Source organism: Agathobaculum sp. TL06, assembly GCF_054658635.1.
This window is the reverse complement of the sequence record NZ_BAAGGY010000066.1, coordinates 1-731: the sequence shown is the minus strand read 5'-3', so window position 1 is coordinate 731 and position 731 is coordinate 1. Positions and strand designations below refer to the sequence as shown.

General features: G+C 60.3%; 1 protein-coding gene. It reads left to right on the top strand.

Annotated elements, in window-relative coordinates; translation table 11 throughout:
• Positions 1-723: 3-dehydro-scyllo-inosose hydrolase (iolN, locus tag ACYQ3S_RS15650; RefSeq protein ID WP_459690297.1), on the top strand; the 723-nt coding region annotated here is incomplete at its 5' end.
• Positions 724-731 lie beyond the last annotated feature (8 nt).

Genomic DNA, 731 nt, shown 5'->3' with positions numbered 1-731 from the left:
GTGGCGCAGCCGATCTGGTACGGCTCCCACCCGTATCACCATCTGGGGCAGAAGGGGACGATCATCATTCCTGAGGAGACGCTGGCGGATTACCTTGTGTATGTGTTCGCGGGGTTCTGGAACGCGGGCTTCCGCAAGATGATCGTGGTCAACGGCCATGGGCAGGATTATGTAATCCCGCTGGCGATCCATAAATTCGGAAAGAAGTTCCAGGTGCCGTCGATCATCCTGTATACACACTTCTGGAACTGCGCCAAAGAGCAGCTGGACACAAAGGACAGGGGCGGTCCGTACGATACGCCGTTCGTACACGCGGATGAAGTGGAGCAGTCGTGGTCGCTGGCGCTGTTCCCCGAGCTGTGCAAGATGGAGTACGCGGAGAAGGTAGAAGCAGCGCCGATGCTGCCCAAGGGCCATATCAACAACTCGGCGGAACGCGGGAGCGGTCCGATCAAGTGGTACAATGCGCTGGGCTCGTGCGGGATGGAGTGCATCTGCCAGCCGCAGGGCGTAATCGGAGACGCGAAGCTGGCGGATCCGGAAAAGGCGCGCAAGGGCATTGAGATGACGCTGGACTATCTGGAGAAGCTGGTAAACGACATTCTGGAGCGCTACCCTGCGGGTCAGCTTCCGCCGACCGAGCTGATGACCCAGCGCGACCCCGAGGCGGTACGCGCCGTCCTCGCCGGCGAGCGCCATATCTATACCCTCGCATACGATTGACCGGAGGA